This is a genomic window from Cronobacter turicensis (assembly GCF_041222865.1).
GTDB lineage: Bacteria > Pseudomonadota > Gammaproteobacteria > Enterobacterales > Enterobacteriaceae > Cronobacter > Cronobacter turicensis.
Genome location: NZ_CP165997.1, coordinates 4,076,637 through 4,102,988, shown reverse-complemented (window position 1 = coordinate 4,102,988; position 26,352 = coordinate 4,076,637). Strand labels below are relative to the sequence as shown.

Annotated in this window: 26 protein-coding genes; 16 read left to right on the top strand and 10 right to left on the bottom strand. The window is 58.5% G+C overall.

All coding sequences use genetic code 11. The features are described from left to right. Window positions 1-15: 15 nt before the first annotated feature. On the bottom strand, window positions 16-756 hold the full coding sequence (gene hemD, locus AB8W27_RS19590; RefSeq protein ID WP_012814897.1) for a uroporphyrinogen-III synthase: 741 nt from the start codon (window positions 754-756) through the stop codon (window positions 16-18). After that, a complete protein-coding gene (hemC, locus tag AB8W27_RS19585; RefSeq protein WP_012814898.1) occupies window positions 753-1,694 on the bottom strand; it encodes a hydroxymethylbilane synthase in 942 nt (313 codons plus the stop codon). Before hemC ends, hemD begins: the two co-directional genes overlap by 4 nt. A gap of 282 nt (window positions 1,695-1,976) precedes the next feature. Here hemC and cyaA point away from each other — a divergent pair, with 282 nt between their 5' ends. Further along, window positions 1,977-4,523 carry a class I adenylate cyclase gene (gene cyaA, locus AB8W27_RS19580; protein ID WP_012814899.1) on the top strand — a complete coding sequence of 849 codons (2,547 nt, stop codon included), beginning with the start codon at window positions 1,977-1,979 and terminating at the stop codon, window positions 4,521-4,523. Here cyaA and cyaY read toward each other — a convergent pair whose 3' ends face one another. Then, window positions 4,524-4,844: an iron donor protein CyaY gene (gene cyaY / locus AB8W27_RS19575; RefSeq protein WP_007704482.1), complete on the bottom strand. Its 321-nt coding sequence runs from the start codon at window positions 4,842-4,844 to the stop codon at window positions 4,524-4,526. Between the two features lie 166 nt (window positions 4,845-5,010). Here cyaY and AB8W27_RS19570 point away from each other — a divergent pair, with 166 nt between their 5' ends. From AB8W27_RS19570 to corA, 8 genes are all read left to right on the top strand, one after another. Continuing rightward, the gene (locus AB8W27_RS19570; protein ID WP_007766443.1) at window positions 5,011-5,214 is read left to right on the top strand and encodes a lipoprotein; all 204 of its coding nucleotides are present in this window, start codon (window positions 5,011-5,013) and stop codon (window positions 5,212-5,214) included. A gap of 32 nt (window positions 5,215-5,246) precedes the next feature. Then, the gene (gene dapF / locus AB8W27_RS19565) at window positions 5,247-6,071 is read left to right on the top strand and encodes a diaminopimelate epimerase (RefSeq protein WP_012814901.1); all 825 of its coding nucleotides are present in this window, start codon (window positions 5,247-5,249) and stop codon (window positions 6,069-6,071) included. Further along, the gene (locus AB8W27_RS19560) at window positions 6,068-6,772 is read left to right on the top strand and encodes a DUF484 domain-containing protein (RefSeq protein ID WP_041923084.1); all 705 of its coding nucleotides are present in this window, start codon (window positions 6,068-6,070) and stop codon (window positions 6,770-6,772) included. Before dapF ends, AB8W27_RS19560 begins: the two co-directional genes overlap by 4 nt. Continuing rightward, window positions 6,769-7,674, top strand: coding sequence for a tyrosine recombinase XerC (xerC, locus tag AB8W27_RS19555; RefSeq protein ID WP_041923085.1), 906 nt, complete (start codon window positions 6,769-6,771; stop codon window positions 7,672-7,674). Before AB8W27_RS19560 ends, xerC begins: the two co-directional genes overlap by 4 nt. Beyond that, window positions 7,674-8,390: a 5-amino-6-(5-phospho-D-ribitylamino)uracil phosphatase YigB gene (yigB, locus tag AB8W27_RS19550; protein ID WP_012814904.1), complete on the top strand. Its 717-nt coding sequence runs from the start codon at window positions 7,674-7,676 to the stop codon at window positions 8,388-8,390. Before xerC ends, yigB begins: the two co-directional genes overlap by 1 nt. A gap of 139 nt (window positions 8,391-8,529) precedes the next feature. Further along, window positions 8,530-10,692, top strand: a complete 2,163-nt coding sequence (gene uvrD, locus AB8W27_RS19545; RefSeq protein WP_041923086.1) for a DNA helicase II — start codon at window positions 8,530-8,532, stop codon at window positions 10,690-10,692. Between the two features lie 272 nt (window positions 10,693-10,964). Further along, window positions 10,965-11,021 (top strand): YsgD/CorL family protein, encoded by a 57-nt coding sequence (gene ysgD, locus AB8W27_RS19540; protein ID WP_366927576.1) that lies wholly within the window; start codon window positions 10,965-10,967, stop codon window positions 11,019-11,021. 152 nt (window positions 11,022-11,173) lie between these two features. Then, window positions 11,174-12,124, top strand: a complete 951-nt coding sequence (gene corA, locus AB8W27_RS19535; protein ID WP_012814907.1) for a magnesium/cobalt transporter CorA — start codon at window positions 11,174-11,176, stop codon at window positions 12,122-12,124. A 56-nt stretch (window positions 12,125-12,180) separates the two neighbouring features. Here the strand turns inward: corA and AB8W27_RS19530 are convergent, their stop codons facing one another. The 4 genes from AB8W27_RS19530 to yigI all read right to left on the bottom strand — a co-directional run bounded on the left by AB8W27_RS19530 (window position 12,181) and on the right by yigI (window position 14,636). Next, window positions 12,181-12,585: a DUF2628 domain-containing protein gene (locus AB8W27_RS19530; protein ID WP_012814908.1), complete on the bottom strand. Its 405-nt coding sequence runs from the start codon at window positions 12,583-12,585 to the stop codon at window positions 12,181-12,183. Between the two features lie 58 nt (window positions 12,586-12,643). After that, on the bottom strand, window positions 12,644-13,030 hold the full coding sequence (locus tag AB8W27_RS19525) for a hypothetical protein (protein ID WP_012814909.1): 387 nt from the start codon (window positions 13,028-13,030) through the stop codon (window positions 12,644-12,646). 189 nt (window positions 13,031-13,219) lie between these two features. Then, window positions 13,220-14,113: an EamA family transporter RarD gene (gene rarD / locus AB8W27_RS19520; RefSeq protein ID WP_007766458.1), complete on the bottom strand. Its 894-nt coding sequence runs from the start codon at window positions 14,111-14,113 to the stop codon at window positions 13,220-13,222. Window positions 14,114-14,165: 52 nt separating this feature from the next. Continuing rightward, on the bottom strand, window positions 14,166-14,636 hold the full coding sequence (gene yigI / locus AB8W27_RS19515; protein ID WP_004388411.1) for an acyl-CoA thioesterase YigI: 471 nt from the start codon (window positions 14,634-14,636) through the stop codon (window positions 14,166-14,168). Between the two features lie 179 nt (window positions 14,637-14,815). Here yigI and pldA point away from each other — a divergent pair, with 179 nt between their 5' ends. From pldA to rhtC, 3 genes are all read left to right on the top strand, one after another. Then, window positions 14,816-15,685 carry a phospholipase A gene (gene pldA / locus AB8W27_RS19510; protein ID WP_012814910.1) on the top strand — a complete coding sequence of 290 codons (870 nt, stop codon included), beginning with the start codon at window positions 14,816-14,818 and terminating at the stop codon, window positions 15,683-15,685. Between the two features lie 67 nt (window positions 15,686-15,752). Beyond that, a complete protein-coding gene (gene recQ / locus AB8W27_RS19505) occupies window positions 15,753-17,582 on the top strand; it encodes an ATP-dependent DNA helicase RecQ (RefSeq protein ID WP_041923087.1) in 1,830 nt (609 codons plus the stop codon). A gap of 59 nt (window positions 17,583-17,641) precedes the next feature. Further along, a complete protein-coding gene (gene rhtC, locus AB8W27_RS19500) occupies window positions 17,642-18,262 on the top strand; it encodes a threonine export protein RhtC (protein WP_041923088.1) in 621 nt (206 codons plus the stop codon). Here rhtC and rhtB read toward each other — a convergent pair whose 3' ends face one another. Then, the gene (gene rhtB, locus AB8W27_RS19495; protein ID WP_041923089.1) at window positions 18,263-18,883 is read right to left on the bottom strand and encodes a homoserine/homoserine lactone efflux protein; all 621 of its coding nucleotides are present in this window, start codon (window positions 18,881-18,883) and stop codon (window positions 18,263-18,265) included. Window positions 18,884-18,992: 109 nt separating this feature from the next. Between rhtB and pldB the strand changes: the two genes are divergently transcribed. From pldB to AB8W27_RS19480, 3 genes are all read left to right on the top strand, one after another. Beyond that, window positions 18,993-19,985, top strand: a complete 993-nt coding sequence (gene pldB, locus AB8W27_RS19490; protein WP_012814914.1) for a lysophospholipase L2 — start codon at window positions 18,993-18,995, stop codon at window positions 19,983-19,985. A gap of 49 nt (window positions 19,986-20,034) precedes the next feature. After that, window positions 20,035-20,835, top strand: coding sequence for a sugar/pyridoxal phosphate phosphatase YigL (gene yigL, locus AB8W27_RS19485; protein WP_007766466.1), 801 nt, complete (start codon window positions 20,035-20,037; stop codon window positions 20,833-20,835). Window positions 20,836-20,947: 112 nt separating this feature from the next. Next, the gene (locus AB8W27_RS19480) at window positions 20,948-21,847 is read left to right on the top strand and encodes a carboxylate/amino acid/amine transporter (RefSeq protein ID WP_041924097.1); all 900 of its coding nucleotides are present in this window, start codon (window positions 20,948-20,950) and stop codon (window positions 21,845-21,847) included. On the opposite strand, the gene metR is transcribed toward AB8W27_RS19480, so the two are convergent. Then, a complete protein-coding gene (gene metR / locus AB8W27_RS19475) occupies window positions 21,735-22,688 on the bottom strand; it encodes an HTH-type transcriptional regulator MetR (protein ID WP_007766467.1) in 954 nt (317 codons plus the stop codon). The two genes, AB8W27_RS19480 and metR, sit on opposite strands and share 113 nt — an antisense overlap. Window positions 22,689-22,967: 279 nt before the next feature. On the opposite strand from metR, the gene metE reads away from it, so the two are divergent. Continuing rightward, window positions 22,968-25,229: a 5-methyltetrahydropteroyltriglutamate--homocysteine S-methyltransferase gene (metE, locus tag AB8W27_RS19470; RefSeq protein WP_041923090.1), complete on the top strand. Its 2,262-nt coding sequence runs from the start codon at window positions 22,968-22,970 to the stop codon at window positions 25,227-25,229. Window positions 25,230-25,435: 206 nt separating this feature from the next. On the opposite strand, the gene AB8W27_RS19465 is transcribed toward metE, so the two are convergent. Beyond that, a complete protein-coding gene (locus tag AB8W27_RS19465) occupies window positions 25,436-26,254 on the bottom strand; it encodes a dienelactone hydrolase family protein (RefSeq protein WP_161578368.1) in 819 nt (272 codons plus the stop codon). Window positions 26,255-26,352: the final 98 nt, after the last annotated feature.

The following is a 26,352-nucleotide window of genomic DNA, read 5'->3' as shown; positions in this document are numbered from 1 at the left end:
CTTCCCGTTTAAAAGTTATTGCAACGCGCGCAGCAGCGCGTCGTTATCGGCGTTATCAGCGACCAGAATGTTCTGCCAGCCCAGTTCCCGGGCAAGCGTCGCCAGACGTTCGCTGACGACCACCAGCCGACAGCGCAGCAACCAGTTCGCGCGATACCATGGCGGCACGAGATCATGCAGCTGGCGCAGCATTTCGCCGCTGGTCACTACCAGCGTGGTAATGCCGCGCGTATGCCAGCGGTGCGCTTCCTGCGGGCCGTCGTAAATTTTCGCGCTACGTTGATAGCACTCGCAAAACGTCACTGCCGCGCCGCGTTCCGTTAAGGTTTCCCCTAATAGTTCGCGACCGCCGTTGCCGCGCAGGATGAGCGCGCGCTTACCGGCAACGTTTTGTAATTCAGGTAATTGTAGCAAGACTTCACTGATTTCCCGATCGCGCGGGTAATGGACGTGCAAACCGCTGACCTGATGCAGCGCCAGCGCGGTGGTGCGACCGATGGCGAATGCCTCGACGGTTCGCGGAAAGCGACGCCCCAGACGCTGCAAATGCGCGTTCGCAAAACTCACTGCGTGTTGCGAGAGCGCAAAAAGCAGATCGTCTGGCGCGAGCGCATCAAGCAGCGCAGGCAGTTGCGCCAGCTCCCGGCCAGGGCAGAATTCGATCAGCGGAAAACTCCAGGCCTCCTGCCCCAGTGCGCGCAGGCGGCTCACTAATTCCTCCCCGGCGGGAGAGGGGCGGGTGACCAGAATCGTCATGCGGGGCCATTCCCCTGGTAGACGTCGGCGAGGATCTCCCGCGCGCCGTGGTTTAACAGCTCTTCGGCAAGCGAGACGCCAAGCTGGCTGGCGTCCTGCGGGGCGCCGCGGCGTTCGCCGCGTACAATACGTGAACCGTCCGGCGCGCCGACCAGCGCGCGCAGCCACAGCTCGCCGTCTTTCAGCTCCGCATAGCTGCCGATAGGCACCTGACAGCCGCCTTCAAGGCGAGTGTTCATAGCGCGCTCCGCGCGCACGCGCACGGCGGTCTCTTCGTGGTTGAGCGGCGCGAGCAGTTCGCGGGTGCGCGTATCGTCAAGACGACACTCGATGCCCACCGCGCCCTGGCCTACGGCGGGCAGCGAAATTTCTGGCGCAAGCGGGCTTGTAATGCGCGCGTCGAGTTGCAGACGTTTGAGGCCCGCGACCGCCAGGATAATGGCGTCATAATCGCCGTTGTCGAGTTTGCTCAGGCGCGTCCCGACGTTCCCGCGCAGCGAGCGAATGATAAGATCCGGGCGGCGGGCGGCTATCTGGCACTGACGACGCAGGCTGGACGTCCCGACGATACTGCCAGCGGGCATCTCATCGAGGCTTTTATACCGGTTGGAGACAAAGGCGTCGCGCGGATCTTCGCGCTCGCAGATGGTGACCAGTCCAAGCCCTTCCGGAAATTCGACCGGCACATCTTTCATGGAGTGCACCGCGATATCGGCGCGGCCATCCAGCATGGCGAGTTCCAGCTCTTTAACGAACAACCCTTTGCCGCCCACTTTCGCCAGCGGCGTATCGAGGATCACATCGCCGCGCGTCACCATGGGCACCAGCTCGACGGTCAGCCCTGGATGACAGGCTTCCAGCCGCTGCTTCACATATTGTGCCTGCCAGAGCGCCAGTGGACTTTGCCGGGTGGCAATTCTTAATACATTGTCTAACATGCTTGATACCGTAAATGTCGTCTGCTAATCATCCTACCACTGTTAGCGGAAGGCTGTCAGGTCAAACGGCGGCGAGACGCGGCGCGCAGGCGCTATACAGAAAGACGTTAAGGGCAGGGGAACGGTGCTATAATTATCTGTAGCGCATCTTTCTTTACGGTCAATCTACAAGGTGTTAGATTGATCACGTTTTGAGCCATTTGTTTGCCCGTCACACCATAATCATAAGGGCGACATAACGGTGAATAGTGTTTACATTCTGTAACCATCAGGCGATACGTCTTGTACCTCTATATTGAGACTCTGAAGCAGAGACTGGATGCCATCAATCAATTGCGTGTGGATCGCGCGCTTGCTGCCATGGGGCCTGCTTTCCAACAGGTCTACAGTCTGCTGCCGACATTACTGCATTATCACCATCCGCTGATGCCGGGGTACCTTGAAGGTAACGTTCCCTACGGCATTTGCCTCTACACGCCTGATGAAACCCAACGCCACTACCTGAACGAGCTGGAAACGCAGCGCGGTATGCCTGCGCAGCTGACGGTGAAGGGCGAACTGCCGATTACCGGCATCTATTCGATGGGCAGCACCTCCTCCGTGGGGCAGAGCTGTTCGTCCGATCTCGACATCTGGGTTTGCCATCAGACCTGGCTTGATAACGACGAGCGCCAGTTACTGCAGCGTAAATGCAGTCTGCTGGAAAGCTGGGCGGCGTCGCTGGGCGTCGAGGTCAGTTTCTTCCTGATTGATGAAAACCGCTTCCGCCATAACGAAAGCGGCAGCCTCGGCGGCGAAGACTGCGGCTCGACGCAGCATATTTTGCTGCTGGACGAATTCTACCGCACCGCCGTACGCATGGCCGGCAAACGCATTCTCTGGAACATGGTGCCGTGCGACGAAGAAGAGCATTACGACGATTACGTCATGACGCTCTACGCGCAGGGCGTGCTGACGCCGAACGAGTGGATGGATCTGGGCGGGCTGAGCTCCCTGTCCGCCGAAGAGTATTTCGGCGCGAGCCTCTGGCAGCTCTATAAAAGCATCGACTCCCCGTACAAAGCCGTGCTGAAAACGCTGCTGCTGGAAGCCTATTCCTGGGAATATCCCAATACCCGTTTGCTCGCGAAAGATATCAAACAGCGTCTGCATGACGGCGAAATCGTCTCCTTCGGGCTTGATCCATATTGCATGATGCTGGAGCGCGTGACGCACTATCTGACGGCTATCGACGATAGCGCGCGTCTCGATCTCGTGCGCCGCTGCTTCTACCTGAAAGTGTGCGAAAAACTCTCCCGCGAGCGCGCCTGTGTGGGCTGGCGCCGCGAGGTGTTAAGCCAACTGGTGAAAGAGTGGGGCTGGGACGAAGCGCGCCTTACGATGCTCGATAACCGCGCTAACTGGAAAATCGATCAGGTGCGCGAAGCGCATAACGAACTGCTCGATGCGATGATGCAGAGCTACCGTAACCTGATCCGCTTCGCGCGCCGCAATAACCTGAGCGTCTCCGCGAGCCCGCAGGATATCGGCGTGCTGACACGCAAACTCTATGCCGCATTTGAAGCGTTGCCGGGTAAAGTGACGCTGGTAAACCCGCAGATTTCGCCGGATCTCTCCGAGCCGACGCTGACGTTTATCCATGTGCCGCCGGGCCGCGCCAACCGCACCGGCTGGTATCTTTACAACCGCGCGCCGAGCATGGATTCCATCATCAGCCATCAGCCGCTGGAATATAACCGTTATCTTAATAAGCTGGTGGCCTGGGCCTGGTTTAACGGCCTGCTGACGTCGCGCACTCGCCTGTTTATTAAGGGCAACGGCATTTGCGATCTGCCGAAACTGCAGGAGCTGGTGGCTGATGTGTCGCACCACTTCCCACTGCGGCTACCGGCGCCGACGCCGAAAGCGCTCTACAGCCCGTGTGAAATCCGTCATCTGGCGATTATCGTCAACCTGGAATATGACCCGACGACGGCGTTTCGCAATCAGGTGGTGCATTTCGATTTCCGTAAGCTCGACGTGTTCAGCTTCGGGGAGCAGCAGCAGTGCCTGGTCGGCAGTATCGACCTGCTGTATCGCAACTCGTGGAATGAAGTGCGTACGCTGCATTTCAACGGCGAGCAGGCGATGATCGAAGCGCTGAAAACGATTCTCGGCAAAATGCATCAGGACGCCGCGCCGCCGGACAGCGTCGAAGTCTTCTGCTACAGCCAGCATCTGCGCGGGCTTATCCGCACCCGCGTGCAGCAACTGGTGTCTGAATGTATTGAGTTTCGTCTCTCCAGCACCCGCCTTGAGCCGGGGCGCTTCAAAGCGCTGCGCGTGGCGGGCCAGACCTGGGGCCTGTTCTTCGAGCGTCTTAACGTCTCGGTACAGAAACTGGAAAACGCCATCGAGTTTTACGGCGCGATTTCGCATAACAAACTGCACGGTCTTTCCGTTCAGGTGGAAACCGACCACGTCGAGCTACCGTCAGTGGTGGATGGTTTTGCCAGCGAAGGGATTATTCAGTTCTTCTTTGAAGAGACCAACGACGACGGCTTTAACATCTATATTCTTGATGAAAGCAACCGCGCCGAGGTCTATCACCACTGCGAGGGCAGCAAAGAGGAGCTGGTGCGCGACGTCAGCCGGTTCTACTCGTCGTCGCATGACCGCTTTACGTACGGGTCAAGTTTCGTCAACTTCAACCTGCCGCAGTTCTATCAGATTGTGAAGGTGGACGGTCGCCAGCAGGTGATCCCGTTCCGCACGCAGACCATCAAAGCCGTGACGCCGCTCAACGATGACGACAGCGCCACGCCGCTGTTGCAACAATATCAGTCCTGATTAACGAAAGCTGACCGCCTCGCCCGCCTGCTGCGTGGCGGCGGTTTCCAGCAGATCCCAGAACCGCTCGCCGCTACGATCGCAAATCCATTCGTCGTTTTTATAATCGAAGTGATAACCGCCCTGTTTGGTGGCCAGCCACACCTGATGCAGCGGCTCCTGACGGTTAATAATGATTTTGCTGCCGTTTTCAAAGGAGAGGGTCAGCACGCCGCCGTTGATTTCGCAGTCGATATCGCTGTCGCCATCCCACGCGTCAAGACGCTCTTCAATGGTCATCCACAGGCCATCGGCCAGGCGGTGAAATTCACTGTCGTTCATGTTGGTTTCCTGTTGTACGCCGTGGCGGCAGTATAAAAGCAATAGCGGGGAATAGAAACCGGCGGGCGGAACGGCTTTTGTGTCGTCCGGCGTTACGCAAACTCTTGCTTTTGCATCTTCACCTGCGATGATAGAAAACAGATGAATGAACAACAGGCACCGATAAATGAAAACGATTTTTCGCTCTCTGGCAGTGATGCTAACCCTGTTTAGCCTCACCGGTTGCGGTCTGAAAGGCCCGCTTTACTTCCCGCCAGCAGACAGCAAAGCCCAGCCGCAAAAAGCGCCTGACCAGCAAACCGAGACGACTATCCCGGACACCAACAACCGTGGCGATACCGATGGCCCGACGCAGGTCAGCAGGCAGTAACCGACTCGTAACCGCGCAAACGGAGTACAACAATGCAGTTCTCTAAAATGCATGGCCTGGGTAACGACTTTATGGTCGTGGACGCGGTGACGCAAAACGTCTTCTTTTCGCCTGAGATGATCCGCCGTCTGGCGGACAGGCATCAGGGCGTGGGGTTCGATCAACTGCTGGTGGTCGAACCGCCTTACGATCCCGATCTTGATTTTCACTACCGCATTTTTAACGCCGACGGCAGCGAAGTGGCGCAGTGCGGTAACGGCGCGCGCTGTTTCGCTCGTTTCGTGCGACTTAAAGGGCTGACCAATAAGCGGGAAATCCGCGTCAGCACTGCGAACGGCCGCATGGTGTTAACGGTTAACGAAGACGAACTGGTGCGTGTGAACATGGGCGAGCCAGTGTTTGAGCCCTCGCTGGTGCCGTTTCGCGCCAACAAAGCTGAGAAGACGTACATCATGCGCGCCGCCGAGCAAACGGTGCTGTGCGGCGTGGTGTCGATGGGCAACCCGCACTGCGTGATTCAGGTGGATGACGTCGCCACCGCGCCCGTGGAGACGCTCGGGCCGCTGATGGAAAGCCATGAGCGCTTCCCGGAACGCGCCAACATCGGTTTTATGCAGATAATGAATACGGAACACATCCGGCTGCGCGTGTTTGAGCGCGGCGCCGGGGAAACACAGGCCTGCGGCAGCGGCGCCTGCGGCGCGGTCGCGGTCGGCATTCAGCAGGGGCTGCTGGCCGCTCAGGTGCGCGTCGATTTGCCTGGCGGCCGTCTTGATATCGCCTGGAAGGGGCCTGGCAATCCGCTCTTTATGACCGGCCCCGCCACCCACGTTTATGATGGATTTATTCACTTATGAGTAAGGCTGGAGAACAGCAGGAGACGCTGGCGGCGCTGGATGACGACGCGGTGCTCGACTATCTGCTGCGCCATCCCGATTTTTTTATCCGCAACGCCGCGATGGTTGAGCAGATCCGCGTGCCGCACCCGGTGCGCGGAACGGTCTCGCTGGTGGAGTGGCATATGGCGCGCGCGCGTAACCACATCAACGAACTGGAAGAAAACATGACGTTGCTGATGGAGCAGGCGAGCGCCAACGAAGGGTTGTTTTATCGCCTGTTGAAATTGCAGGGGCGGCTCGCCTGCGCCGGCAGTCTTCAGGAGATGCTGGAAAGACTTAACCGCTGGGCGCGCGATATGGGGCTGGCGGGCGCGAGCATTCGCCTGTTCCCGGAGCGCTGGCGGATTGGCGCGCCTTCCGGCTTTACGCATCTGGCGCTGTCACGGCAGGCGTTTGAGCCGGTGCGCATTCAGCGTCTCGGCCAGCAGACGCACTATCTGGGTTCGCTGAACGGCCCGGAACTGTTAGTCGTGCTGCCGGAGGCGAAAGCCGTCGGGTCAGTGGCGATGTCGCTGCTCGGCGAACATGGCGAGCTCGGCGTGCTGGTCTTCAGCAGCCGCGACCCGCAGCATTATCAGCAAGGTCAGGGTACGCAACTGCTGCATGAGCTGTCGCTGATGCTGCCCGATCTGCTTGCTCGCTGGATAGAACGCGTATGACCGACTCGCCGCTGCACCCGCCCATTGCGCGCTTCCTGCGTTATCTCAAAGTCGAGCGCCAGTTAAGCCCCGTGACGCTGCTTAATTATGAGCGGCAACTGGCGGCGATTGTCGGGCTGGCGGGTGAGGCGGGGCTTAAAAGCTGGGCGCAGTGCGACGCGGCGATGGTCCGAACGCTGGCGGTACGCAGCCGTCGCGCCGGGCTGGGGCCGTCGAGTCTCGCGTTGCGTCTTTCGGCGCTGCGCAGCTTTTTCGACTGGCAGGTGAGCCAGGGCGAGCTGAAAGCAAACCCGGCGAAAGGCGTCAGCACGCCGAAAACGCCGCGCCATCTGCCGAAAAACATCGACGTGGATGACGTTAACCGGCTGCTGGATATCGATCTTAACGATCCGCTGGCAGTCCGCGATCGCGCGATGCTGGAAATCATGTACGGCGCCGGGCTGCGTCTTTCCGAGCTGGTCAATATCGACTGTCGTCATCTTGATCTCGCCAGCGGCGAAGTCTGGGTGATGGGGAAAGGCAGCAAAGAGCGACGCCTGCCGATAGGGCGCAGCGCCGTTGCCTGGATTGACCACTGGCTTAACTTGCGTGAGCTGTTCGGGCCTGACGACGACGCGCTGTTTCTTTCAAAACAGGGCAAGCGCATCTCGGCGCGTAACGTGCAAAAACGCTTTGCGGAGTGGGGCATTAAGCAGGGCCTCAACAGCCATGTTCATCCCCATAAGCTGCGCCACTCTTTCGCGACACATATGCTGGAATCCAGCGGCGATCTGCGCGCGGTTCAGGAACTGCTGGGCCACGCTAATCTCTCGACCACCCAGATCTATACGCATCTCGATTTCCAGCATCTGGCTTCGGTCTACGACGCGGCGCACCCACGCGCCAGACGAGGAAAACCGTAATGTACTTTTACCGTCCGCTGGGCGCGATTACTGCCCTGACGTTCGATCTTGACGATACGCTTTACGATAACCGCCCGGTTATCGCCCGCACCGAGCAAGAGACGCTGGCGTTTATGCAGCGCTACCATCCGCGGCTCAACGCGTTCACCGCCGCTGATTTGCACCGCGCCCGCACGGCGCTGCGCCAGCAGGAGCCGGAGATTTATCACGACGTGACCGAATGGCGCCGACGCGCCATTGAACAGGTGATGCTGGAGGCCGGGCTTTCCGCGCATGAGGCCTCTGAAGGCGCGAACGAGGCGATGCTGAACTTCGCCCGCTGGCGTAGCCGCATTGAGGTGCCGACGGAAAATCTTGAGGCGTTGCAGCAGCTCGCGAAAAAATGGCCGCTGGTGGCCATCACCAATGGCAACGCCGAACCGGAACAGTTTGGCCTCGGCGGCCTGTTTCAGTTTGTGCTGCGTGCCGGGCCGCACGGCCGCGCCAAGCCTTACAGCGATATGTATCATCTGGCCGCGCAGAAGCTTGGCGTGGCGCCCGAGACTCTCCTGCATGTGGGCGACGACCTGACCACCGACGTGGCGGGCGCTATCCGTTCCGGCGTGCAGGCGTGCTGGATAAATCTGCTGGAGGGTGACCTGATGCAGATAGATGACAGCCGCTTGTTGCCGCATCTGGAGATTTCGCGGTTGGCATCCCTGACCTCGCTGATATAATCATCACTACTCTGTATATAATTCCAGGTTTTTCGGCGGGCGGCGCTTTACGTCGTCGCCTGCTATCGCATAAGCCTGGTCTGCGAGACGCCTGCGGGCGTTTTGTGTTTTCTTGTTTTCAACGCGGCGGTGCCAATTAATGGACGTTTCTTACCTGCTCGACAGCCTTAACGATAAACAGCGCGAAGCCGTAGCCGCGCCGCGCAGCAATATGCTGGTGCTGGCGGGCGCGGGCAGCGGAAAGACGCGCGTGCTGGTGCATCGTATCGCCTGGCTGATGATGGTAGAAAACTGTTCGCCGTACTCCATCATGGCGGTGACCTTCACCAACAAAGCGGCGGCGGAGATGCGCCACCGTATCGGTCAGCTCATGGGCACCAGCCAGGGCGGCATGTGGGTCGGCACGTTCCACGGACTCGCGCATCGCCTGCTGCGCGCGCACCATATGGACGCCAACCTGCCGCAGGATTTCCAGATCCTCGATAGCGAAGATCAGCTGCGTCTGCTTAAGCGTCTTATCAAAGCGATGAACCTCGACGAGAAGCAGTGGCCGCCGCGTCAGGCGATGTGGTACATCAACGGCAAAAAAGATGACGGCCTGCGCCCGCACCATATTCAGAGCTACGGCAACCCGGTAGAGCAAACCTGGCAGAAGGTGTATCAGGCGTATCAGGAAGCGTGCGACCGCGCGGGGCTGGTGGATTTCGCCGAGCTGCTGCTGCGCGCCCATGAGCTGTGGCTCAACAAACCGCACATTCTCAACCACTACCGCGAGCGCTTCACCAATATTCTGGTGGATGAGTTCCAGGACACCAACGGCATTCAGTACGCCTGGATCCGCCTGCTGGCGGGCGATACCGGTAAGGTGATGATTGTGGGCGACGATGACCAGTCGATTTACGGCTGGCGCGGCGCGCAGGTGGAAAATATTCAGCGCTTCCTGAACGATTTTCAGGGCGCGCAGACCATTCGTCTGGAGCAGAACTACCGCTCCACCAACAATATCCTCAACGCGGCGAACGCCCTGATCGCCAACAACGCGGGGCGTCTTGGCAAAGAGCTGTGGACCGACGGCAGCGACGGCGAGCCTATCTCGCTGTATTGCGCGTTTAACGAGCTGGACGAAGCGCGTTTTGTGGTCAACCGCATCAAGGTCTGGCAGGAGAACGGCGGCGCCTTGCAGGATTGCGCGATTCTCTATCGCAGCAACGCCCAGTCTCGCGTGCTGGAAGAGGCGCTGTTACAGGCCAGCATGCCGTATCGCATCTACGGCGGCATGCGATTCTTCGAACGCCAGGAAATCAAAGATGCGCTCTCTTACCTGCGTCTTATCGCCAACCGTAACGACGACGCGGCCTTTGAGCGCGTAGTGAACACGCCGACGCGCGGCATCGGCGACCGCACGCTGGATGTCGTGCGCCAGACCGCGCGCGATCGCCAGCTGACGCTCTGGCAGGCGTGCCGCCAGCTGTTGCAGGAAAAAGCGCTCGCCGGACGCGCCGCCAGCGCTCTGCAACGTTTCCTTGAGCTTATCGAAGCGCTGGCGCATGAAACCATCGATATGCCGCTGCATGTGCAGACCGACCGGGTGATTAAAGATTCCGGCCTGTGGCTGATGTACGAGCAGGAAAAAGGCGAGAAGGGCCAGGCCCGTATCGAAAACTTAGAGGAACTGGTCACGGCGACGCGCCAGTTCAGCTACAACGAAGAAGATGAAGATTTGATGCCGTTGCAGGCATTTTTGTCCCACGCGGCGCTGGAAGCGGGCGAAGGGCAGGCCGACGCCTGGCAGGACGCGGTGCAACTGATGACGCTGCACTCCGCCAAAGGACTGGAGTTCCCGCAGGTGTTTATTGTCGGCATGGAAGAGGGGATGTTCCCAAGCCAGATGTCGCTCGATGAAGGCGGCCGTCTGGAAGAGGAGCGACGCCTGGCCTATGTGGGCGTCACCCGCGCCATGCAGAAGCTGACGCTCACCTATGCGGAAACCCGTCGCCTGTATGGCAAAGAGGCGTATCACCGTCCGTCGCGCTTTATCGCCGAACTGCCGGAAGGCTGCGTGGAAGAGGTGCGCCTGCGCGCGAGCGTCAGTCGCCCGGTCAGCCATAAGCAGCTGGGCGCGCCGATGGCGCAGAACGACTCCGGCTATAAGCTCGGCCAGCGCGTGCGTCACCCGAAATTCGGCGAAGGCACTATCGTGAACCTCGAAGGCAGCGGCGAACACAGCCGGTTGCAGGTAGCGTTCACCGGTCAGGGCATCAAATGGCTGGTGGCCGCTTACGCGCGCCTCGAAACCGTCTGACCTGTTTTTGAGACGGCATATCAGGCCGCTGGCGCGTCGCGTCGGCGGCCTTTTTTATTTCTTCACGTCAGGCTGGATTTTCTGTCATCTCGCGCGGCGATAATCGCCCGGGAATGGCAGGAAGCGGAGCGTGAAAACGGCCCGGCAAAACGCGCCCGCAGGCACTATAATTCCTGTCAATCATTGAGGTGTTTTATCTTAAGTGTACGTGTTGACGCCTAATTTTTGGTGGCGTAACATGCGCCCACGATTACGCTAAGAGGACATTCGCCTTGGACACACCCAGTAGATGCTGGCTCAAAACCCTGTCAAACAGGAACAACTCCTAAGGCTATCCTCTTACGCTGATGGCCTTAGTGGTTGTCAGCGGCTGTTTTCTCTCCCGTCGCGCTGAGTCAGGCTGTTTAATGGTCTGAAACCCCATCTGTTTCTGTGTGCCCAACCGAACTGTCCAGAATTTGTTTTTTTGGGAGTCCCGGTCATGCTGAGCGCATTTCAACTGGAAAACAACAAACTGTCCCGCCTCGAAGTTGATGAGGCCGTCTCGCTGAAAGAGTCCATCTGGGTTGACCTGGTGGAGCCGGAAGAGAGCGAACGACAGCGCGTGCAAACGGAACTTGGCCAAAGCCTGGCGACACGCCCGGAACTGGAGGATATCGAAGCCTCCGCCCGCTTCTTCGAAGACGAAGACGGGCTGCACATTCACTCGTTTTTCTTTTATGAAGACGCAGAAGATCACGGCGGCAACTCCACTGTGGCGTTCACTATTCGTAACGGACGCCTGTTTACGCTGCGCGAGCGCGAGCTGCCTGCGTTTCGGTTGTACCGCATGCGCGCGCGCAGCCAGTCGATGATGGATGGCAACGCCTATGAACTGCTGCTCGATCTGTTTGAAACTAAAATCGAGCAGCTGGCGGATGAGATCGAAAACATCTACAGCGATCTCGAAAACCTGAGCCGCGTTATCATGGAAGGGCATCAGGGCGATGAATATGATGAGGCGCTCTCGACGCTGGCTGAACTGGAAGATACCGGCTGGAAAGTGCGCCTGTGCCTGATGGATACCCAGCGCGCGCTGAACTTCCTGGTGCGGAAAGCGCGTCTGCCGGGCGGTCAGCTGGAGCAGGCCCGCGAGATCCTGCGCGATATCGAATCCCTGCTGCCGCATAACGAGTCGCTGTTCCAGAAGGTGAACTTCCTGATGCAGGCGGCGATGGGCTTTATCAATATCGAGCAGAACCGCATCATCAAAATCTTCTCGGTGGTGTCCGTGGTCTTTCTGCCGCCGACGCTGGTGGCCTCCAGCTACGGGATGAACTTCGAGTTTATGCCTGAGCTGCACTGGAGCTATGGCTATCCCGCCGCGATTGTCGCGATGCTGCTGGCGGGGCTGGCGCCTTATCTCTACTTCAAGCGTAAGAACTGGTTATAAAAGCAAAAAAGCCTCTTCCATGAAGAGGCTTTTTTCATAGTGCGAGGCGTAAAGCCTTACAGGCTCCAGTCCTGCTTTCCTTTGACCTTCAGATCGTAATACCAGGTGTTGGTACGTAAGGCAAAATAGATTGGTACGATATAGATCAGTCCTTTTATCCCCAGCAGCACGGTAATAAAACCGACGATGAAAAAGGCTATCACGCAAATAATACTTTTCTTCCAAAGGCCGAGGATAGCCAGATAAATGAAGGAGAAAAAGTAAGTGAAGAAATTGATCATCACCTTAAGGCGTGGCATAAAGCCCATCTTTTTCAGCGCGCCACTCCACTCCGGCGTCGGGAAAAGAATGCCGGGATAACCATGCTCCTCAATGAACGCAAAGCGCGTTTTCCATTTATCGCTTAGCTTCTCGTCTGCCATAAAGTCGTACTGGTTTTTATTGTTTTCCATGCTGGACATCCTGAAGGCTCCTTAACGCCTGAAATTTTGCTGGGGTGAGCGACATTACCGCCCGATTTTATTGCGCTTTTTTTGCGACGGCAGGCGCCGGTGCGGCCAGCAGCAGTAGCGTCATCACAACCTGAAAACCGCCGCCGAGCGAAATGTATTCTTTGCTGCCTGGCTCGAAACCGCGCAGGTAAGCGATGACTATCCCGGCAATCCACATTGCCAGTGAATAGAACAGGTAATTCCGCGCTTTCAGACCGGCGTCACGGGCACGCAATGCGCCGGCGCGGTAATAGAGCAGGAGAGCAATTAAAAAGAGAGCAAGCGCCACATCGTCAGGCGCGATCGCAAGTATCAGGCCCAGGCCGAACAGCAAACCGAACAGCCATCCCAGATAAGGCAGGCGGCGCAGGCTGGCCGTGCGCGGCGGGAAAAAGAAAGCAAGCAGGGCTGACATGAAAATACCTTCTGCGCCTCTGTTATCGCGAAACAGCAGCGGGCGTAATGCATAAAGGTCGGATTATAAGTAAGGGCCATCGGGTTGCAAGGCGCGCCCCCGGCAAATATCAGTAGGTGAGAAACGTGATTATTTGGTGTAAGCGCCAGTAACAGGGCGTAAATAACGCCCTGTTATGACAGTTATTTCTTAACTACGGCGCAAACGCCGTTGGGTATACAGCGCGTCCATAATAAAAATCGCGAGCGCCAGCCAGATAAACCCAAAGGTCACCATTTTGTCCGGCCCAGGCACTTCGCCATAAAAGACGACGGCCAGCACGAACATGAGCGTCGGGCCGATGTACTGGAAAAACCCAAGCGTTGAGAGACGCAAGCGCGTCGCCGCGGCGGTAAAGCAGAGCAGCGGAATGGTCGTCACCACACCCGCCGCCATCAGCAGCAGATTCAGCGACCACGGGTTGCTGCCCATATGGCTGGTCGGGCTATCGGCGATGCCGAACAGGTAAATCGCCGCAACCGGCAACAGCCACAGGGTTTCCATCAGCATGCCGGTCTGGGCGTCGACCATGATCTTTTTACGCACGAGGCCATAGAACGCGAAGCTAAAGGCAAGGCCGAGCGCGATAACCGGCAGCGAGCCGAACGTCCAGAGCTGCACCAGCACGCCGCAGGCCGCCAGCAGCACCGCCAGCCACTGCATCCGGCGAAAGCGCTCGCCAAGGAAAATCATCCCCAGCAGCACATTCACCAGCGGGTTGATGAAATAGCCCAGGCTCGCTTCCAGCAGGTGATGATTATTCACCGACCAGATAAACAGCAGCCAGTTGCCTCCCACCAGCACGGCGCTGAGCGCCAGGCTGAATACCTTTTTCGGCATCGAAAACAGCCGCTTTACCGAGCCCCACTGGCGGCTCAGGCTGATAAGCGCCAGCATAAAAAAGAAGGACCAGATAACGCGGTGCGTCAGGATTTCATCGGCGGGAACCGCCTGAATCAGTTTGAAATACGCGGGGGCAATGCCCCAGATAAAATAAGCGGCAAGCGCAAATAACACGCCCTGACGCGTCTGTTTAGCATCCATGTAAAACTCTTGGCATGAGAAAAGTGTGAGCAGTTTATCAGTATTGCGCGGCTTACCCTACCATGTAGGTGGCCGTAGCACTGGCGATGTACACCTGCTCTTCGTTGTGTAATTCGACCCGCGCCACCGCCACTTTATTGCCCGCGCGCAGCAGCGTACTGGAGGCGGTAAAGCGCTGGCCGCGGCCGGGCCGCAAATAGTCGACGCGCATATCAATCGTGCCCATCCGGGAGAGCCGCTGGCGCAGCTCCTCTTCGCTGATGCTGTCATGGCGTGTGAGCGTACTGCCGACGCACACCAGGCCTGCCGCCACATCCAGCGCCGAGGCGATCGCCCCGCCGTGCAGAATGCTTTGCGCCCAGTTGCCTACCAGCATCGGCTGATTGTTAAAGGCGAGCTGAGCATATTCTTTCTCGTAGCGCTCAAGCTCCAGCCCCAGGGCACGGTTAAACGGCATATGATAAACAAAGATTTCGCCGACCAGTTGCAGAGCCGCTTCCGGAGTCAGCAGAGTTGCGGACATGATGGTTTCCTCGACCAAAAAGACAGGGCACATAAGGTTAAATGAATGTTGATTTTATGCTTCCCATTTGTTGCTTTCCAGTTTAAGAAAGCAGGACTAAGCAGACGCGAAATAAATATGTAGAATGTCTGCCGGATAATAATTCATCATCGAAATATTCGTTCAGGAGAACACTGCCAATGCGCACGTTTCTGGGTTGGTTTATGGCCGCAAGTTTGCTGCCATGCACAGCATTAGCACAGGAAGCGACTATAAAAGAGGTGCATGATGCGCCTGCCGTTCGCGGCAGCATCATCGCCAACCTGCTTCAGGATCACGATAACCCGTTTACGCTCTACCCTTATGAGAGCAACTATCTGCTCTATACCGTGACCGACGACCTGAATAAAGAGGCGATTAAGTCTTACGACTGGACCGATAACGCCCGTAAAGATGAAGTGAAATTCCAGCTGAGTCTGGCGTTCCCGTTCTGGCGCGGCATCATGGGCCCGAACTCTGTCCTGGGCGCGTCCTATACCCAAAAATCCTGGTGGCAGCTTTCCAACAGCGGGCAGTCGTCGCCGTTTCGTGAAACTAACTATGAACCGCAGCTTTTCTTAGGCTTCGCGACCGATTACGACCTGGCGGGCTGGACGCTGCGCGACGTGGAGTTTGGTTATAACCATCAGTCGAATGGCCGCTCTGACCCGACTTCCCGCAGCTGGAACCGCCTCTATACACGCCTGATGGCGCAGAACGGCGACTGGCTGGTGGAAGTGAAGCCGTGGTATGTGATTGGCGACACCGACGATAACCCGAACATCACCAAATACATGGGCTATTACCAGCTCAAGGTCGGGTATCAGTGGGGCGAGGCTATCTGGAGCGTGAAAGGCCAGTATAACTGGAACACCGGCTACGGCGGCGCGGAGCTTGGCCTGAGCTACCCGATCACGAAACACGTGCGTCTCTACACCCAGCTGTACAGCGGTTATGGCGAATCGTTAATTGATTACAACTTTAACCAGACTCGCTTTGGCTTTGGGGTTATGCTTAACGATCTCTTCTGAGGCATTGCAGTTTCCGACGCAGGCGCTGAAAATAGCGCCTGTTTTATTTTCAGTATCTGGAGTGAGTGTGGCGCAGGCGGAAGTTTACAGTCAGGAAACGCTGGCTAAGCAGGTTTTACAGGAAACCTTTGGCTATCAGCAGTTCCGTCCAGGCCAGGCCACCATTATCGACGCGGTGCTTGAAGGGCGCGACTGCCTGGTGGTGATGCCCACCGGCGGCGGCAAATCACTGTGTTATCAAATTCCGGCGCTGGTCAAAACCGGCCTGACCATCGTGGTTTCTCCGCTGATTTCCCTGATGAAAGACCAGGTCGATCAGCTTCTGGCGAACGGCGTGGCCGCGGCGTGTCTGAATTCGACGCAGAGCCGCGACGAGCAGCATGCGGTAATGGCGGGCTGTCGTACCGGAGAGGTGCGCCTGCTCTACATCGCGCCGGAAAGACTGATGATGGATAACTTCATCGACACCCTGGGCTACTGGGATCTGGCGATGGTGGCGGTGGACGAGGCGCACTGTATCTCCCAGTGGGGCCACGATTTCCGTCCGGAGTACGCGGCGCTCGGGCAGCTGCGCGCGCGTTTCCCGGCGGTGCCGTTTATCGCGCTCACCGCCACGGCGGATGACACCACGCGGCGCGATATCGTGCGCCTGCTGGGCCTTGACGATCCGCTGATTGAAATCAGCAGTTTTGACCGCCCGAACATCCGCTACATGCTGATGGAAAAATTCAAACCGCTCGATCAGCTGATGCGCTATGTCCAGGAGCAGCGCGGTAAATCCGGCATCATCTACTGCAACAGCCGCGCGAAAGTGGAAGACACCGCCGCTCGTCTGCAAAGCCGCGGCATCAGCGCCGCCGCCTACCACGCGGGCCTGGAACATGAGGTGCGCGCCTCGGTGCAGGAGAAATTCCAGCGCGACGATTTACAAATAGTGGTGGCGACCGTGGCGTTCGGCATGGGCATCAATAAGCCCAACGTGCGCTTTGTCGTGCACTTCGATATTCCGCGCAACATTGAATCCTACTATCAGGAGACGGGCCGCGCCGGGCGCGACGGCCTGCCTGCCGAAGCGATGCTGTTTTACGATCCGGCGGATATGGCGTGGCTGCGCCGCTGCCTGGAAGAAAAAGCGCCAGGCCCGCTTCAGGATATTGAGCGCCACAAGCTGAACGCGATGGGCGCGTTCGCCGAGGCGCAAACCTGTCGTCGTCTGGTGCTGCTGAACTATTTCGGCGAAGGGCGTCAGGCGCCGTGCGGCAACTGCGATATCTGTCTCGATCCGCCGCGCCGCTACGACGGACTGGTGGACGCGCAAAAAGCGCTGTCGGCTATCGCGCGCGTGGAGCAGCGCTTCGGGATGGGGTATGTGGTGGAGGTGCTGCGCGGCGCGAATAACCAGCGCATTCGCGAGCTCGGTCACGACAAGCTCAAGGTGTACGGCATCGGGCGCGACCAGAGCCAGGAGCACTGGGTCAGCGTTATCCGCCAGCTTATTCATCTGGGCGTGGTGACGCAGAACATTGCGCAGCACTCGGCCTTACAGTTAACCGAAGCCGCGCGTCCGTTCCTGCGTGGCGAAGCGCCACTGATGCTGGCGGTGCCGCGCGTCGCGGCGCTCAAACCGCGCGTGTCGCAAAAATCTTACGGCGGCAATTACGACCGTAAGCTATTCGCGAAACTGCGCAAACTGCGTAAAGCCATCGCCGATGAAGAAAACATCCCGCCGTATGTCGTTTTTAACGACGCGACGCTGATCGAAATGGCCGAGCAGATGCCGCTCAGCCCCGGCGAAATGCTTGGAATTAACGGCGTCGGCACCCGCAAACTGGAGCGCTTCGGCAGACCGTTTATGACGCTCATCCGCGAGCACGTCGACGGCGACGACGAAGAGTAGTCAGCCCCGCGCAAACATGCCAGGATGAATGTTCTCTGATTCTGACCTGGCAAACCTCTATGTTAACGCTGTTCTTTACCGTCGCGATGGTGCATCTGGTGGCGCTGGCAAGTCCTGGCCCCGACTTCTTTTTTGTCTCCCAAACGGCGGCCAGCCGCTCGCGCAAAGAGGCGCTGATGGGCGTACTGGGCATAACCGCGGGCGTCATGGTCTGGTCCGGCGTGGCGCTGCTCGGCCTGCATCTGATCCTCGAAAAAATGGCCTGGCTCCATAACATCATCGTGGTGGGCGGCGGGCTTTATCTGTGCTGGATGGGTTACCAGATGTTGCGCGGCGCGCTGAAGAAAAGCGCGCCGACGGGCGAAGCGCCGCAGGTTGAGCTGGCGGCGCGCGGGCGCAGTTTCCTGAAAGGGATGCTGACCAACCTGGCGAACCCGAAAGCGGTTATCTACTTCGGCAGCGTTTTTTCACTGTTCGTCAGCGACAGCGTCGGCACCAGCGCCCGCTGGGGGATTTTCGTGCTGATAGCGCTGGAGACCTTCGCGTGGTTTGCGCTGGTGGCGAGCGTCTTTGCACTGCCGAAAATGCGCCGGGGCTACCAGCGTCTGGCGAGGTGGATCGATGGCACCGCCGGGGCGCTGTTCACCGGCTTCGGCATCCATCTTATTATCTCTCGCTAATCAGGCGCGGCGCGCGGTGGCAAGCAGCGCGCCAATCAGCATAAACAGCGAACCAAAGACTTTATTCAAAGCCTTCATCTGATGCGGGCCTTTGATCCATCCGCGAATCCGCGTGGCAAGCGTCGCATAGCCAATCATCACGATAATATCCACGACAATGGTGGTCACCCCAAGCACCACATACTGCATCGCCTGTGGCTGATGCGGCACGATAAACTGTGGGAACAGCGCGGCGAGAAACACGATGCTTTTTGGGTTAGTGAGATTCACAAATACCGCGCGTTTAAACAGCCTGCTGCGCGGCTGGCTTTGCGCGAGCGCGTTGAGATCGATGGCGCCCGCGGCGCGCCACTGCTGAATGCCAAGCCAGATAAGATACGCCGCGCCCGCCCATTTCAGCACTTCAAAAGCCATCAGCGAACGGGAGAACAGCGCCCCTAACCCAATGCCGACCAGCATGATATGCAGCGCAAGACCGGTCTGTAACCCGGCGATGGAAGCCGCCGCGCCGCGATACCCGTGGCTGATGGCGGTGCTCATGGTGTTAATGGCGCCAGAACCCGGCGAGAGGCTGAGGATAAGGGTCGTCAGAAGGTAGGTACACCACCACTCGAAGGTCATGCGAAGCTCCCTGATTGCGCACTTTTATGCCACAATACGCTATTGTTGAGGTATGTGCTACGAATCACAAAAAAGCCCGGACAGGCGTGGATGCGGAGCAATAAGGACCATGACCAGACACAGGAACAGTTGGTTTTCACGGGAAGCCGGGTTCGCGGCGTTCACGATGGGCGCGCTGACGGATTTCTGGCAGCAGCGCGAAGAAGATGAGTTTTTGGGTGTTGATAACATTCCGGTGCGCTTTGTGCGTTTTCGTGCTGAAAAGCACGATCGCGTTATCGTCGTCTGCCCTGGTCGCATCGAAACCTACGTAAAGTATGCGGAACTGGCATACGATCTGTTTCACTGTGGGTTTGACGTGCTGATTATCGACCACCGCGGGCAGGGGCGTTCCGGCCGGCTGCTGGAAGATACGCATCGCGGCCATGTCGTGAATTTCAGCGACTATGTCGATGATTTCGAACGTTTCTGGCAGCAAGAAGTAGCGACTGGCCCATGGCGTAAACGCTATCTGCTGGCGCATTCGATGGGCGGGGCTATTGGGACGCTGTTTCAGTTGCGTAACCCGAACGCGTTTGATGCTGTGGCGCTCTGCGCGCCGATGTTCGGCATCATTATCCGCCTGCCGGACTGGATGCTGCGCTCGATCCTCGACTGGGCGGAAGAGTACCCGTCGCTGCGCGATGGTTACGCCATCGGCACCGGACGCTGGCGGCCACTGCCCTTTAGCCTCAACATGCTGACGCACAGCCACGAGCGCTACCGGCGCAATCTGCGTTTTTATGCCGACGAACCGCAACTGCGCGTCGGCGGACCTACGTATCACTGGGTGCGGGAAGGCATCCAGGCAGGAGAACAGGTGCTGGCGGGGGCCACCGACAGCACCACGCCGCTATTGTTACTCCAGGCAGAGCTGGAACGTGTGGTGGATAACCGCTCGCACGACCGCTTCTGTGAACTTCGCGCCGCGGCGGGCCACCCGTGTTGGGGGGGTAAACCTTACGTCATCAAAGGGGCGTACCATGAGATCCTGTTTGAGCAGGACGCTATGCGCGCCGAAGCGCTGAATGCCATTGTCGATTTCTTCGACGAGCATAACTGATTACTCGCGACCGGAGCGTTCGGTCGCTCCACCAGAGGTTGTTTTTATTATGTATCAGGTCGTTGCGTCTGATTTAGACGGCACACTCTTAGCCCCTGACCATGCACTGACGCCGTTTGCCAAACAAACGCTCAAATTACTGACCGCCCGCGGCGTGAACTTTGTCTTCGCCACCGGTCGCCACCATATCGACGTCGGCCAGATCCGCGACGGCCTTGAGATCAAGGCCTATATGATCACCTCCAACGGCGCGCGGGTGCACGACACCGACGGCAATCTGGTTTTTACCCATAATCTTGATACCGATATCGCCGCCGATCTGTTCGGCGTGGTGCGCGATAACCCCGATATCATCACTAATGTCTATCGTGACGACGAATGGTTTATGAGCCGCGAGCGGCCGGATGAGCTGAAATATTTTAAAGAAGCCGTCTTTAAATATTCGCTGTTCGAACCGGCCTTGCTGGAGCCGCAGGGCGTCAGCAAAGTCTTCTTCACCTGCGATATTCACGAAAAGCTGCTGCCGCTGGAGCAGGCCATCAACGCCCGCTGGGGCGATCGCGTTAACGTGAGCTTTTCCACGCTTACCTGCCTTGAAGTCATGGCGGGCGGCGTCTCCAAAGGCCACGCGCTGGAGGCGGTCGCCAAAGCGATGGGGTTTGGGCTGGACAGCTGCATCGCGTTCGGCGACGGAATGAACGACGCGGAGATGCTCTCCATGGCGGGCAAAGGCTGCATCATGGGCAATGCGCATCAGCGCCTGAAAGATTTGCTTCCCGAGCTGGAAGTGATCGGCACCAACGCCGAAGACGCCGTGCCGCACTACCTGCGTAAACTGTTTCTGGATTAATCACCAGGGTGACAAGTGGTTTATCGGTAACCACTTGTCAACCAAATAGTGCAACTTTTCACCAGCAGCTTCGCTACAATGCCCGTCTTTGTTTTCTGTTGAGATGATCATTGTGGCGTTACTCATCATCACCACGATCCTGTGGGCATTCTCTTTTAGCCTGATTGGCGAATACCTGGCGGGCCATGTGGACAGTACCTTCTCGGTGCTGATGCGCGTCGGGCTGGCGGCGCTGGTATTCCTGCCATTCTTGCGCACCCGCGGGCAAAGCCTGAAAACGCTGGCGCTCTATATGCTGGTGGGCGCGTTGCAGCTGGGCGTGATGTACCTGTTCAGCTTCCGGGCGTATCTCTACCTGACCGTCTCGGAATTCCTGCTGTTTACCGTACTGACGCCGCTCTATATCACGCTGATTTACGATCTGCTAAGCCGTCGTCGGCTGCGCTGGGGCTATGCGCTAAGCGCCGGGCTTGCGGTCATCGGCGCGGCGATTATTCGCTATGACAAAGTGAGCGAGCACTTCTGGACCGGGCTGCTGCTGGTACAGCTGGCGAATATCAGCTTCGCTATCGGAATGGTGGGCTATAAACGCCTGATGGAGACGCATCCGATGCCGCAGCACAGCGCGTTTTCGTGGTTCTATCTCGGCGCGTTCGTCGTGGCGGTTATCGCCTGGTTCGCGCTCGGCAATCCGCAAAAGCTGCCGACCACCGGCCTGCAATGGGGCATTCTGGTGTGGCTGGGCGTGGCGGCCTCGGGGCTCGGGTACTTTATGTGGAACTACGGCGCCACGCAGGTGGACGCCGGCACGCTTGGCATCATGAATAACATGCATGTGCCCGCCGGGCTGCTGGTTAACTTCGCCATCTGGCAGCAGCAGCCCCACTGGCCGAGCTTTATCATTGGGGGAGCGGTGATAGTGGCTTCTCTGTGGGTCCACCGACGCTGGGTCGCGCCGCGCTCCGCACAAACGGAAGGGAATCACAGGCGTGCTGACGCGCCTGCTGAATAAACGCCTCCGTTACCGGCTGACGCTGCTCGCCATCGCGCACCGCAGCGTACAGCCGGCTCCATAACCCTTCGCCCAGGGCACGCGTCACCACCAGGCCCTGACGCTCGAAATTCTCCACCACCCAGTGCGGCAGCGCAGCGATGCCCATGCGCGCCGACACCATCTGGATCAGCAGCAGCGTGTTATCGACGCTTTTCAGCGTCGGGCTGATGCCCGCCGGCTGTAAAAAGTGACGCCAGACGTCGAGGCGACTGCGCTGAACCGGATAAATCAGCAAGGTTTCGCTGGCGAAATCCTCCGGCGTTACCTGCGTTTTGGTCGCCAGCGGATGATCGGGCGCCACGACCAGACGCACTTCAAAATCAAACATCGGCGAATAGTGCAGGCCGCTGCGCGGCAGGATGTCAGACGTCAGCACCAGATCCAGTTCGTCCTGTTGCAGCGCAGGCTGCGGATCAAACGTCACGCCCGATTTGAAATCCATCTCCACCTGCGGCCAGCGGGCGCGGAACGCCTCCAGCGCCGGAGCCAGCCACTGAATACAGCTATGACACTCAATCGCGATGCGCAGACGGGTCTGTTGCGGTTCATTGCACGCCTGCAGCGCGCGGCTTATCTGCGGCAGCACCTGGGCTGCCAGCTGCAACAGGATCTCGCCCTGCGGCGTGAAGCGCAGCGGCTGGCTCTTACGCACGAATAACCGGAAGCCGAGACGCTGCTCCAGATCGCTGAACTGGTGTGAAAGCGCGGATTGGGTCTGATGCAGCGATGCCGCCGCCGCCGCCAGTGAGCCGCAATTACGCAGCGCCTGAAGCGTTCGCAGGTGTTTTATCTCGATCATGAATGTCCTTCACTTCAGCATGAATAATTTGCGCTTGAGGAATATACAGTAACTGCCAATTATGGATGTGTAAACATCTGGACGTCCAAATCCGACGTCTTTCGAATTTCTGGTGCGTTGGCTGCGCTGGCTCACCCCGGTCACTTACTTCAGTAAGCTCCCGGGGATTCCCCAGCTTGCCGCCTTCCCGAAATCCGAAATACATACGGATTAACTGAGCAGATTCATTTTCTGAAACTCGCGACTAAGCGGATTCATCCTGAAGAGAGGCAGAACACCATGACTATTCATAACCACACCCTCGGTTTTCCCCGCGTCGGCCTGCGTCGCGAGCTGAAAAAAGCGCAAGAGAGCTACTGGGCGGGTAAAAGCACCCGCGAAGAATTACTGGCGGTGGGCCGCGAGCTGCGCGCCCGTCACTGGGAGCAGCAAAAAGCGGCGGGCATCGACCTGCTGCCGGTGGGTGATTTCGCCTGGTACGATCATGTCCTGACCACCAGCCTGCTGCTCGGCAACGTACCGGCGCGCCACCAGAATGCTGACGGCACGGTGGATATCGACACCCTGTTTCGCATCGGCCGTGGCCGCGCGCCGACCGGCGAACCCGCGGCGGCGGCGGAAATGACCAAATGGTTCAACACCAACTATCACTACATGGTGCCGGAATTCACCAAAGGCCAGCAGTTCAGCCTCACCTGGACACAGCTGCTGGATGAAGTGGATGAAGCGCTGGCGCTCGGCCATCACGTTAAACCGGTACTGCTGGGGCCCGTCACTTATCTGTGGCTTGGCAAAGTGAAGGGCGAGCAGTTTGACCGTCTTTCCCTGCTCAACGACATTCTGCCCGTCTACCAGCAGGTGATCGCGGAGCTTGCGAAGCGCGGCATCCAGTGGGTGCAGATTGATGAACCCGCGCTGGTGCTTGAGCTGCCGCAGGCATGGCTGGACGCGTTCAAACCGGCCTACGAGGCGCTGAAAGGCCAGACCAAACTGCTGCTCACCACCTATTTTGAAGGCGTGAGCGATAACCTTGATACCATTACCGCGCTGCCGGTACAGGGGCTGCATGTCGATCTGGTTCACGGTCATGACGATGTCAACGAATTGCATCGCCGCCTGCCGCAGGAGTGGCTGCTCTCCGCGGGCGTTATCAATGGCCGCAACGTCTGGCGCGCCGATCTCACTGAAAAATATGCGCAGCTGAAAGCGATCGCCGGCCAGCGTGAACTGTGGGTGGGCTCCTCCTGCTCGCTGCTGCACAGCCCGATCGATCTGAGCGTTGAGACCCGTCTGGATGCGGAGGTAAAAAGCTGGTTTGCTTTCGCGCTGCAGAAATGCGAGGAGCTGGCGCTGCTGCGCGATGCGCTGAACAGCGGCGATACGGCGAAAATCGAGCAGTGGAGCGCGCCGATTCAGGCCCGTAAACATTCGGCCCGCGTACACAACCCGGCCGTGGAGCAACGTCTTCAGGCAATCACGGCGCAGGACAGCCAGCGCGCCCATGCGTATCCGGTGCGCGCCGAAGCCCAGCGCGCGCGCTTTAACCTGCCGGACTGGCCGACCACAACCATTGGCTCGTTCCCGCAGACGACCGAAATCCGCGGCCTTCGCCTGGATTTCAAAAAAGGCAATCTGGATGCGGCGAACTACCGTACCGGCATCGCAGAGCATATTAAGCAGGCGATCGCCGAGCAGGAGCGTCTGGGTCTCGATGTGCTGGTGCACGGCGAAGCCGAGCGTAACGACATGGTGGAGTATTTCGGCGAGCATCTTGATGGCTTCGTCTTCACCCAGAACGGCTGGGTGCAGAGCTACGGCTCCCGCTGCGTGAAGCCGCCGGTCGTTATCGGCGACATCAGCCGTCCGGCGCCGATAACCGTCGAGTGGGCGAAGTACGCGCAGTCGCTGACCGACAAACCGGTGAAAGGGATGCTGACCGGCCCGGTGACGATCCTCTGCTGGTCGTTCCCGCGTGAGGATGTCTCCCGCGAAACCATCGCCAAACAGATTGCGCTGGCGCTGCGTGACGAAGTGGCGGATCTCGAAGCCGCAGGCATCGGCATCATCCAGATTGACGAACCGGCGTTGCGCGAAGGGCTGCCGCTCAAACGCAGCGACTGGGACGCGTATCTCGCCTGGGGCGTGGAGGCGTTCCGCCTGAACGCGGCGGTTGCGAAGGACGACACCCAGATCCACACCCACATGTGTTATTGCGAGTTCAACGACATCATGGATTCTATCGCCGCGCTGGATGCGGACGTGATCACCATTGAAACGTCACGCTCAGATATGGAGCTGCTGGAGTCGTTCGAAGAGTTCGAATACCCGAACGAAATCGGGCCGGGCGTGTACGACATCCACTCGCCAAACGTGCCGGATGTGGCGTGGATCGAGGCGCTGCTGAAGAAAGCCGCGCAGCGTATTCCGCAGGAGCGTCTGTGGGTGAACCCGGATTGCGGCCTGAAAACCCGTGGCTGGCCGGAAACCCGCGCGGCGCTCGCCAACATGGTGAAAGCGGCGCAGAACCTGCGCCAGGCATAAGGGGTGCAGGTGGCGTGATGGCGGGTGTCGCTTCGCTAACCCGCCCGACAACCTTACGTAAGATGGTAAGCGCAGCGCACCCACCATGGCCCGGAGAAAACGGTGTGATGTGTTTTATGGTTTTGTAGGGTGGGTAAGCGTAGCGCACCCACCACGCCACCCGAAACACCGCTTAATAAAAAACGCCCGGTTTCCCGGGCGTTTTTTTATGCTTTCTTACTACCGTAGGCCTGGAACCATTCGAGCATGCGCTCCCAGCCATCTTTCGCCGACGCTTCGTGATAACTCGGTCGATAATCGGCGTTAAACGCATGGCCCGCGTCCGGGTAAACGATGATTTCCGCCTTCGCGTTGGCGGCGCGCAGCGCCTGACGCATCGTTTCCACGCTCTCCTGCGAAATGCCAGTATCCTGCGCGCCATACAGCCCCAGCACCGGCGCGGTGAGATCGGTGGCGATATCCACCGGATGCTTCGGCGAATTCAGCGTCTTATCGCCCATGAGCTTGCCATACCAGGCGACCGCGGCTTTCAGCTGCGGATTGTGCGCGGCATACAGCCACGCGATACGCCCGCCCCAGCAAAAGCCGGTCAGCATCAGACGATGCGCGTCGCCGCCGTTGCGTGACGCCCAGCTTGCTACATGATCCAGATCCGCCAGCACCTGCGCGTCCGGCACTTTCGACACCAGATTGCTCAGCAATGACGAAATATCGTCATACTCATTCGGGTCGCCCTGGCGAAAATAAAGTTCCGGCGCCACCGCCAGATACCCTTCCAGGGCCAGGCGACGGCAAATATCGCGGATATGTTCGTGCACGCCGAAAATCTCCTGCACCACAATCACCACCGGCAGCGGGCCATCGGCAGCGCGCGGGCGGGCGTGGTAAGCAGGCATATTTTCGCCCTGCGTAGGAATCGAGGTTTCGCCTGCGATAATGGCATCCTGCGGCGTATGAACTACCGTTGAAGCGACAGGTGAGACCGCAGCGGCAAAACCCGCTTTATTGTCAGTGTTGTTGTTCATGGCATTCTCCGTACCCGTTATTGTTTTAGCGCATCCCTAACTATAGTCTGCGTGCGACGGGAATGGGGGTGGCAAAAGCAGGCATCTGTCATGTGAGC

Coding starts and splice junctions, on each gene's coding strand:
- rhtC (WP_041923088.1), top strand. CDS start 17,642: ATGTTAACGCTGTTCTTTACCGTCGCGATGGTGCATCTGGTGGCGCTG.
- uvrD (WP_041923086.1), top strand. CDS start 8,530: ATGGACGTTTCTTACCTGCTCGACAGCCTTAACGATAAACAGCGCGAA.
- xerC (WP_041923085.1), top strand. CDS start 6,769: ATGACCGACTCGCCGCTGCACCCGCCCATTGCGCGCTTCCTGCGTTAT.
- cyaY (WP_007704482.1), bottom strand. CDS start 4,844: ATGAACGACAGTGAATTTCACCGCCTGGCCGATGGCCTGTGGATGACC.
- AB8W27_RS19530 (WP_012814908.1), bottom strand. CDS start 12,585: ATGTCCAGCATGGAAAACAATAAAAACCAGTACGACTTTATGGCAGAC.
- rhtB (WP_041923089.1), bottom strand. CDS start 18,883: ATGACCTTCGAGTGGTGGTGTACCTACCTTCTGACGACCCTTATCCTC.
- yigL (WP_007766466.1), top strand. CDS start 20,035: ATGTATCAGGTCGTTGCGTCTGATTTAGACGGCACACTCTTAGCCCCT.
- AB8W27_RS19525 (WP_012814909.1), bottom strand. CDS start 13,030: ATGTCAGCCCTGCTTGCTTTCTTTTTCCCGCCGCGCACGGCCAGCCTG.
- AB8W27_RS19465 (WP_161578368.1), bottom strand. CDS start 26,254: ATGAACAACAACACTGACAATAAAGCGGGTTTTGCCGCTGCGGTCTCA.
- hemD (WP_012814897.1), bottom strand. CDS start 756: ATGACGATTCTGGTCACCCGCCCCTCTCCCGCCGGGGAGGAATTAGTG.
- yigB (WP_012814904.1), top strand. CDS start 7,674: ATGTACTTTTACCGTCCGCTGGGCGCGATTACTGCCCTGACGTTCGAT.
- corA (WP_012814907.1), top strand. CDS start 11,174: ATGCTGAGCGCATTTCAACTGGAAAACAACAAACTGTCCCGCCTCGAA.
- metR (WP_007766467.1), bottom strand. CDS start 22,688: ATGATCGAGATAAAACACCTGCGAACGCTTCAGGCGCTGCGTAATTGC.
- AB8W27_RS19560 (WP_041923084.1), top strand. CDS start 6,068: ATGAGTAAGGCTGGAGAACAGCAGGAGACGCTGGCGGCGCTGGATGAC.
- dapF (WP_012814901.1), top strand. CDS start 5,247: ATGCAGTTCTCTAAAATGCATGGCCTGGGTAACGACTTTATGGTCGTG.
- hemC (WP_012814898.1), bottom strand. CDS start 1,694: ATGTTAGACAATGTATTAAGAATTGCCACCCGGCAAAGTCCACTGGCG.
- metE (WP_041923090.1), top strand. CDS start 22,968: ATGACTATTCATAACCACACCCTCGGTTTTCCCCGCGTCGGCCTGCGT.
- yigI (WP_004388411.1), bottom strand. CDS start 14,636: ATGTCCGCAACTCTGCTGACTCCGGAAGCGGCTCTGCAACTGGTCGGC.
- pldA (WP_012814910.1), top strand. CDS start 14,816: ATGCGCACGTTTCTGGGTTGGTTTATGGCCGCAAGTTTGCTGCCATGC.
- pldB (WP_012814914.1), top strand. CDS start 18,993: ATGACCAGACACAGGAACAGTTGGTTTTCACGGGAAGCCGGGTTCGCG.
- AB8W27_RS19570 (WP_007766443.1), top strand. CDS start 5,011: ATGAAAACGATTTTTCGCTCTCTGGCAGTGATGCTAACCCTGTTTAGC.
- rarD (WP_007766458.1), bottom strand. CDS start 14,113: ATGGATGCTAAACAGACGCGTCAGGGCGTGTTATTTGCGCTTGCCGCT.